This window comes from Rathayibacter agropyri (assembly GCF_013249015.1).
Taxonomy (GTDB): Bacteria; Actinomycetota; Actinomycetes; order Actinomycetales; family Microbacteriaceae; genus Rathayibacter; species Rathayibacter agropyri.
In genome coordinates this window covers 56611-65117 of the sequence record NZ_JABRPL010000007.1, presented here as the reverse complement: position 1 = coordinate 65117, position 8507 = coordinate 56611, and the positions used below count along the sequence as shown (strand labels likewise).

Below are 8507 nucleotides of genomic sequence, written 5' to 3'. Positions count from 1 at the left end.
GGAACTTCTATTCTCTCAAACGGGAAGCCGATGCCTCTGAGCGACACACCCGAATCAGACCTTATGAATAACGCTCTCAGTGTGCTTCGTCTTTGCCTGTTTCGTGGATAACGCGACCAATTATGCCTGCCGACCTCCACTCATATTCGCGGGACTCTTGAAGCGAGTCGCCGATAAGCATCGTCTTGTTCTGTGCGCTGGAGAACGCTGGAACGATCGTCTTATGATCCGCTTCGCTTCGCTCCCACCAAAGTTTGAATTCATGTCTTTGGCCTTCACTCGCCATGTAGGCTGCAATCATGAAATTTTGTTGAACCCACTCGCGTGCGTTTTTTAGCTCCGCTGGAGTAAAAGACGAGGGAAACGTGACCGACTCCGCGTCGGAGGTGACGGTGAGTATCCGCGTTCCAAACTGATCAAATTTGGCGCGTTGTGAATCGCCTGGATGCGTCGTCTCTGCCGAGGCGGAAGTAGTTGCGCCGACACCACCGAGGGTTAAGCCGGATGTTGATACAAAGAATTGGCGTCGTGAAAAGGTGATGGTACCTCTCTCGCGGAAAGCGCTATGGTAGATGAGGCGCGCACTTACCGCGACTCAAGATGAAAGTTTATAAGCCACTGCTTTAGTTCGAGTTGTCCATGCCTGTCACATGCGTTGCATATCCAGAACAACCGGCCATCTTCCAGTCGTATCCGCTGGTTTGCGGGTCACCCCAGAGCGCTATACCGCCTGGTGAATCGACCGGATAAGGCGCCGGGGCTTTCCTTATTGCGTCAGTAAGCTGCCACCACAGTTTGAATGTGTAGTCGAAGCCTTTATCAGCCATACACTGTCCGATGATGATGTTCTGTTGCACCCATGTTTTCGCATTGGCGACTTCGTCGTTGGAGAAAGTGGCTGGATAGACAATACTGGTGGGATCGCTGAGTCGGTCGTAGACGGGAGTACCTGATCCGTCGTCGCGAGGCAGCAATACGCTGGTCCCTGGTGGCAGCGGCGGGGTGGCAGGAGGGGCAAGTTCAGGTGGAATCGCTGTCTCTGGAAGTGATGGCGGTGGACTGAGCAAAGACGGTGACTGCGCGTTCGATGCGAATGCCACACCTAGGCCGCTGACGCCTATCGATGCCACAGCGGCAGCGACGGTTAACGCGACACCCGCTCGACGCTTACGTGACCGCGGTTTGCGCGCTTTTCGGTTTGGGCCCAAGGTAAGCCTCCAGACAACTGAGCAATATCGAACACCTTTTCGTTCCTGAGAATAGATCAGGAATACGACTTTCACAACTTAGTCTGAGGGCGACTCCGGTGTCAACTGCAGGTCGTTCCCACGGAGTCGAGGCGTGGTGAGGGAGCCGCCGGCGCTCTTGCGAGCGGTTGAGTCCGCATCTGGGAGACACTGAACCGCCCACGAAAGCCTATTGTCCGGATCTGGAGTGACCCAGGGATCCCGTACAGAACTCCTGCACATCGCACAGAGGCCCAGACGCGTCACCCCAGGGGCGAACGCAGAAGCGCCACCGTCGAAAGGACGGCGGCGCTTCTTCGAGCGAATGCTCGCAGAGCGGCTCAGGGGGTGCAGGCCACGTTCCCGATCGCGTCCTTCCCCGAGTTGGAGCAGCGCAGTGTGTTGCCGCTGGTCGACCAGCCCGACGGCTGGTGCAGGTACACCGTCTCGTCCGTCGTCTTCTGTCCGAGGTTGCCGCTGACGGTGTTGTTGTTGCCCGAGCCGTCGGCGCGGGTGATGACCTGGTAGCCGTAGGTCGTCGTCCCCGAGGCGGAGTTCCCCGCGGCTAGCCAGCCGTTGCCCGACACGAGGATCATCGATGTGACCTCGCTCGACAGCCGCGAGCCTCCGAGGACCGTGTTGCCGAGGATCTTCCCGTCGAGAGTCCCCTCTTTAGCCTCGATCGGTTCGGCACCTGTGTCGCTGATCATGTTGTCGACCACCGCGATCCTGGCCGTCCGGTCAGGGTTGCAGCCGTTGTACTCGCACCAGTTGCGGTCAGAGGTGCCGATGTAGACGCCCTCGCCGAACTTGGTCGTGACAAGTCCTGTGCGGCGGATGGTGCTGCCCACGATCAACGAATCGGTCGTCTGATTGCGGAAGTGGACCGCCTCATAGCCGATGTCGGTAACGGTGAGTCCGGCCATCTGCACGCCGGTGCTTGAGAGCACCTGGATTCCCTGGAAGGAGCTGCGGACCGAGAATCCGACAAGGTGCAGGTTCTTTGCGTTGTTGATCAGCAGAGCGGTGCCGCTCGAGATCGAGCCGGAGGAGAGCACCGCGTTGGGCGAGCCGCAGATCCACATCGAGCCCGTCAGGGCGGCGGTGCCTCGCAGAGTGAACTTGCCGGTGTACCAGCCGTCGGCCAGGCGGATGACGTCTCCCGCGCGGGGTGCTGCGAGGGCGGCAGCCAGCTCGGTCGAGTTCGTCACTGTTGTGGTCGGGGTGGGGCAGGCGAAGGCCGCGGCCAGGGAGGCGCGGGCGCCAAGCAGATCGGAGGAGATACTCCCCGTCTGCTTGAGGCGCGAGTGGTGGCCCGCGTCATCCGTCGCCGAGATCCAGTAGGTGAAGATACTGCCGGCCGCGGCGGTCTCATCGCGGTACTGGCGTACGGGGTCGGAGACAGTGCCGAGCACGACCGCGCCTGAGCCGTCCTGCGCCGAGCGGTGGACGTCGTACGAGACGACTCGCGAGCTGAACGGTGCGTTCCAGGCCACGGTGTAGCCGTCGGTCAGGGGTGAGAGCTGGATCGTGTCGACCGCGAGGCCGTCGTCGGCGAGGACGAACGCGTCGATGATCAAGTTTCTGTCCGACGACTGGGAGTTCTTCGTTCCCGTGTAGGAGATCGTCACGGTGTGTCGGCCCTCAGCGAGGTCCGTCGTCTCGTAGACCGGCATCTGGTACTGGGCGGTCGAGCTGTAGCGGTCGACCTTCGTGACAGGTCCGCCGTCGACCGAGACCGCGGCAATACCCGAGGAGGAGGTCTTCCGGCTGATCCAGCGCCACGAGGTGCCGACGAAAGTGAAGGACACCGATCCAGCCGACGTCAGGTACTTAATCGAACCGCCGCTGTCTCCGCCAGACATCGATTTCCACGAGCCGGTGTAGGTCAGCGCGGGATCGGTCTCCTGGACGGTGAGGCTGCTTGCGCCAGAGGGATCGAGCACGGGTGCGGTGGAGCCGCCGACTACTTGGTCCTGGTCGCCGGTGGAGCGGGTGACGTCGATGGCGTCGATGACGAGGTTCTTGTCGCTGGCGGCGCTGTTGGCCCGCCCGGACCACGCGATCGTGACCGTGTGGACGGAGTCGGTAAGGCCCTTCTTCGAGAAGACGGGGACCTGGTAAGCGGTCACGTTCGTGTAGCGGTCGACCGAGGTGCTGGCTCCATCGACGGTCACGGTGGCGATGCCGGCGGAGGCGGTGGTGCGGCTGATCCAGCTGAAGCCGGTGCCCCTGAAGCTGAACGAGACGGAGCCGGTGCTGTTGAGGAACCTGATCCCGCCGCCGCTATCGCCGCCGGTCATGGTCCGCCACGAGCCGCTGTAGGTGAGAGAAGAGTTGGTCTCCTCGATGCGGACACTCTGGCCGGCGCCGGGGTCGAGGGTGGCGGCCGAGGCGGCCGGAGCGGTGAGCGGGGCGACGAGGATGCCGAGAGCGGCGATCAGGGCGGTGGCGAGAGAGAAGCGTCTAGGTCGGTGGGTCGGGTGTGTCGTCGTTCGAGTAGTCACGATCGGCTCCGGGTCTTCAAGATGCGTCGGGTGGTGCTGGAGGGAGAGTTCAGGGGTATTTAGGGGGGTCGTGCAGGTCTGACCGACGCTATAGAGACGCCTCGTCCCAACCCCCTGAATGAGGGTGATTCGCGTCCTAGTACCCCATTCGGGCGGCGAGAATCCATCCGCCGCGCCACTGACGCGGCAGTGCGCTCCACGTGCCATTCGTCGGCGAGGGTCAACGGCCGGTCATCGGAGAGGAGAGCGGGGCGTCGCCTGCTCGTGATGGCACGCTGCGAATCCAGGGGGTGAGCAGGCATTCCAGTACTCCGGGAGGACGTGGGGGAGACGGATCGATCCGCGGGTCAGACGACTCGGTTCTTCACGATCGGGCAAACGGCGACTGTACCCCCCGCGCAGGGGGTATCGTCGTCGGGTCGGCGCAGCCAGACGAGAATTGATCGCCCGTTCATAGCCCCGTCGTCGTGCCGAAACACTGCGATGTTGGGCTTTCCCTGGGCAATCACGCTCTAGATAGGCCGCGGCGAAAGATCGGGAATCCGAACGGCAAAGGGGACGCGATGGACACGGTGACGACCAGCGATCGCCGGACCGCACAGTCCCGCGGCGAACGTCCGCGGCCTCGGCGTCTCCTCCGAAACCTCCTCGCCGGCCTGCTGTTGATCCCCCTCGTCGTCCTCGCGCTCTTCGGCGCTGGCATTCCCCTCTACGTCACGCCGCCGATCGATCCGATCCCGAAGCAGGCCGACGCCGTGTTCGTCCTCGGCCCGTCGACCCGTGCGCGCGTCGAGTTCGCCCGTCGGATCATCACCTCCGGCGCGACCGACACGATGGTCCTCTCCGTGGGCCCCGAGGAGATGAACGCGTCCCTGGAGGATAAGAAATACAAAAAGTGCAACGAGCCGGGCGGCGACGTGCTCTGCTACGCCGCCGACCCCCTCACCACCCAGGGAGAGGCGCGGCAGCTGCGCGACATGGCCGCGGAAAACGGCTGGGACCACGTCATCGTGCTGACGAACGCACCGCACATCGCCCGCTCGCGGATGATCCTCGAGCGGTGCTACTCCGGCGAGATCTCGATGGTGCCCTCGGGCGAGCCGATGGGACTCGACTACTTGATTGGCCAGTACTTCTACCAGACCGGCGGATTCCTGAAGGCCTTCTTCGTGACCAACTCCTGCTGACCCACCGACTCAGCACGGACGCGGGGCACCTTCCTCGCCTGCGCTAGTCTGCCGAGGAACCGCGCCACTTTCCGCGCATTTCGTGTCGCCCTCCGCGAACCCCTCCGAAAGGCCCGCCCGTGACTCCTGCCCGATCGATCTTCGCCGTCGGCCGCGGCCAGTACGAGAACATCGGTGACATCATCCTCCGCCGCCAGCTGCTCGATTGGCTGCGCGAGTCGGGCCCGCTGCATGTGTACGTGGGTAACTCGCCCTGGGGCTACGACGACGGCCTGCGTCTGGCTCCGGACGACCGCGTCTACCGCTCGCTCCTGCGCTGGTACGCGGCGCTCGCCCGCGAGGCGCTGGCCGGACGAGCGAACTCGGTGTTCAAGCCCGGTGAGATCCAGCTCACGCTGATCGGGATGAAGGAGCACCTGGTGATGCTCCCCGGCATCGCGCTCGTCCGCCTCGGCGGCGGCCAGGTCATCCGCGCAGGAGTCGGCACGCGCAACTTCGCTCCACTGCCCCGTGCGATCATGTGGCCGTCGATGGCGCTCTCGAGCTACACCCGCTGGCGCGACGACAAGACCGCTGACTACATGCGGGTCGGCACCGCCATGCCCGACCTCGGCTACGGGGAGGGCGCAAGCGACGAGGAGCTGCGGGCGTTCGCCGCGCAGCCCGACGCCGAGCGGCGCGTCCTCGTCCTCTCCCTCCGCGAGGACCACGAGGTGGACGCCCGCCCTTACCCAGGCGCGGACTGGCTGGCCGCGATCAAGGGCTTCGCCCAGCGCGAGGACCTCGACATCGTCGTCGTCACGCAGGTCGCGGTCGACGCAGAGCGCTCGCGCCGCCTCGCCGCCGACCTCGACGCCGACATCCTCGACTGGGACCCCTCGCACACCCACGATCAGCACGAGATCCTGCTGCGCGAGCTGTACCGCACGGCGCGCATCGCGATGAGCGACCGCCTGCACGTGATCATCATGGCGTTCACCGAGGGCGCGGCCCCGGTGAGCCTGCAAATGGACGCGTCCACCAAGGCCTCCCGCCACTTCGAGACGATTGGGATCCACGACGTCACCGTTGACATGTCGCGCACGACTCCGGAGCGCGGTCTCGAGACCATCAGCGCCGTCGCTGCGCGACGGAGCGAACTGCTCGAGAAGCTCCTCGTGGCGCGCGGACGCCTGCGCGGTGTCCGCGACGATATCCAGGCGCTGCTCGCCGTGCCGCCGCGCTCGCGTCCGGCCGCTTCGGTCGGCCAGACGACCCGCGTCTACCACGTCGGCCGTGCCGGCGAGGTCCCCGGAGGGATGACCCAGGTCGTCAACGGGTACCTGCGCTGGCCGTTCGAGCGCTCGGACGTCCGGGTGATCTCCTCCCGCACTGCCCCCGGCGAGCACGTGGCCGGCGCCCGCCTGGCTGCCGGAGCCGCCGCTCGCATCGTCGCGCTCTCGCGGCGCGAGCCCGGGAGCGTCGTCGTCGTGCATCTCTCGGAGCGCGGCTCGTTCCTCCGCGAGGGCTCGCTGCTCCGCCTCGCTCACCGCCTCGGGCTGCGAACTGTCGCCCACCTGCACGGCAGCGAGTTCGCGGCCTTCACCGTCGCGCACCCGCGCCTCGTGCGGGACGTGCTGCGCAGTGCCGACGAGATCATCACGCTCTCGGAGGAGACGTCGGCGATCTGCCGCCGCTACGTCCCGGCTGCCCGCGTGCACCTGGTCCCCAACGCACTCGAGCAGGGCACGCCGCGCGAGAAGACCCGCACCGTCGTCTTCGGCGGCGTCGTCAGCCATCGCAAGGGTGTCGACGTGCTGCAGAAGGCGTGGGCGAAGGTCGAGGGAGCCGAGGGCTGGCGGCTGCTGATCGCCGGGCCGATCCGCGAGCCCGAGGTCGTCGACCGGAGCGTCCCGGGGATCGAGTTCCTCGGCTCGCTCGAGAACGCGCGGCTCCTGGAGCTGTTGGACGAAGCCGCGATCGCGGTCCTGCCCTCGCGCGACGAGGCGATGCCGATCTTCATCCTCGAGGCCCTCGCCCGCGACGCAGCCGTCGTCTCGACCGCGGTCGGCGGCATCCCGGAGGTGCTCGGCGACGGCTGCGGACGGATCGTCTCGCCCGGCGACGTCGATGCGCTCGCCGCCGCGATGACCGAACTCATCGCCGACCCCGAGGCCCGCGCCGCCGTGGTCGCGAACGCGGGCGCGCGCTTCCGCGAGCGCTACTCCGCCGACGCAGTCTTCCCGCGCGTCGAAGAGGTGTGGCTGGGCTGAGGGGGTTCGGCTGGGCGCGACCGACCGAGGGGTTGGCTTGTCTCAGCGGACTGCCGCATCGCCCGCGATCGGGGCGTGCGCCCCTGGTAGGCGATCGGCGGGCGCAGGGGGGGGCGCTCGGGGAGCGTAAAATCGCTGGAGTCCGCGTCGCTGTGCCGTCGCACGACTTCGCCCGCCGACCGTCCCGAGCGTGAGCGTCCACCACACCCCGGCGTCGACCGGACCCCAGCGTCGACCGCCCGTGTCGACAGCCCGCCCCGACACACATCAGAGAGGCTCGACCGTGGCCAACGCCGCCGATTCCGACCGCCGCCTGTGGTTCCTCCCCCTCGCGCGCGCCGTGATCGCGGCGGTCGCCGGCTGCGTGATCACCTTCTCACCGGATCACGGCCCTGCCTTCGGACTCGCCGTCTTCGGCGGCTTCGCTCTGGCGACCGGAGCAGTCTCGCTCGTCCTCGGCCTGCCCGTGTGGACCGGGCGCTCGCGTCCGCTCGCGCTCGGCTCCGCAGTGCTTACCCTCGTCGCCGGACTCGCCGCGCTGATCGCGCTGCCCGTCGCGCACCTGCTCTCCTTCGTCGCGCTGGTCGCCGGGTGGGCGCTCCTTTCCGGCTTCCTCGAGTTCTCGAGCGGACGCCGTGGGCACGGCCTCGCCGCCCGCGACGCCGCGATCGTGGGAGCCGGAACGATGCTGCTCGGAGCCGCTTTCGGACTGCTCCCGCCCCACCCGGTCGTCACGGTCGGTCTCCTCGGCGCGTACGCCGTGATGGTCGCCGTGTTCCTCGCCATCGCGGCGTTCTCGCTCAAATGGGCCGCCGGCGCCGCCACCGGACACGATCCCGTCGCTCCCACGACACCCACCTCCGGAGGAGACCGATGACCGTCGAAGGCCAGAACCCCGAGCCCGGGGCCGAGGGCGGGTCTCTGAGCGGGTCTCAGGGTGGGTCCGAGCGCGCCTCCCAGCCTGCAGACTTTGCTCCTCGGACCTTCCAGCCCACCCGCAAGGACCGCCTCCGGCCGCTGGAGCTCATTGGCTTCTCCGCCGCGATGGCGGCTTTCGTCGGCGTCGTCGTGCTGCTCTCGACTCGCGAACTGGTCGTCGCCCTCCTCTCCTTTGGCGTCACGTTCATCATCGTGGTCGTAGCCATCGCGATGTTCTCGCTCACCTTCAAGCCCGACGAGGCCGAGATAGCCGACATCGACGAGCAGGACGCGGCGCACTGAGTTCGCTGACGAGGGCGTTGCCTGCGAGGCCGTTGCCTGCGAGCGCGTTGCCTGGCGGGAGCCGTCCGCGCCGCCGCCCGCCGCGGTGCCCCCCCACTGTCCAAAAGGTGCCGC

7 protein-coding genes are annotated in these 8507 nt (G+C 66.5%); 4 read left to right on the top strand and 3 right to left on the bottom strand.

Annotation, left to right across the window (positions count from 1 at the left end):
- Positions 1-76 precede the first annotated feature (76 nt).
- From HRF29_RS13720 to HRF29_RS13710, 3 genes are all read right to left on the bottom strand, one after another.
- Positions 77-301 carry a hypothetical protein gene (locus HRF29_RS13720; RefSeq protein WP_173249404.1) on the bottom strand — a complete coding sequence of 75 codons (225 nt, stop codon included), beginning with the start codon at positions 299-301 and terminating at the stop codon, positions 77-79.
- 322 nt (positions 302-623) lie between these two features.
- Positions 624-1100 (bottom strand): hypothetical protein, encoded by a 477-nt coding sequence (locus HRF29_RS13715; protein WP_173249403.1) that lies wholly within the window; start codon positions 1098-1100, stop codon positions 624-626.
- A 467-nt stretch (positions 1101-1567) separates the two neighbouring features.
- Positions 1568-3733, bottom strand: a complete 2166-nt coding sequence (locus tag HRF29_RS13710) for a right-handed parallel beta-helix repeat-containing protein (RefSeq protein WP_173249402.1) — start codon at positions 3731-3733, stop codon at positions 1568-1570.
- 563 nt (positions 3734-4296) lie between these two features.
- Here HRF29_RS13710 and HRF29_RS13705 point away from each other — a divergent pair.
- From HRF29_RS13705 to HRF29_RS15035, 4 genes are all read left to right on the top strand, one after another.
- Entirely contained in the window at positions 4297-4920 is a 624-nt protein-coding gene (locus tag HRF29_RS13705) for a YdcF family protein (protein ID WP_173249401.1), read from the top strand.
- A gap of 119 nt (positions 4921-5039) precedes the next feature.
- Positions 5040-7172 (top strand): glycosyltransferase, encoded by a 2133-nt coding sequence (locus HRF29_RS15410; RefSeq protein WP_173249400.1) that lies wholly within the window; start codon positions 5040-5042, stop codon positions 7170-7172.
- 283 nt (positions 7173-7455) lie between these two features.
- Positions 7456-8049: a class-II aminoacyl-tRNA synthetase family protein gene (locus HRF29_RS13695; protein ID WP_173249399.1), complete on the top strand. Its 594-nt coding sequence runs from the start codon at positions 7456-7458 to the stop codon at positions 8047-8049.
- Positions 8046-8393, top strand: a complete 348-nt coding sequence (locus HRF29_RS15035; RefSeq protein WP_246227081.1) for a hypothetical protein — start codon at positions 8046-8048, stop codon at positions 8391-8393. The genes HRF29_RS13695 and HRF29_RS15035 overlap by 4 nt, the downstream gene beginning before the upstream one ends.
- Positions 8394-8507: the final 114 nt, after the last annotated feature.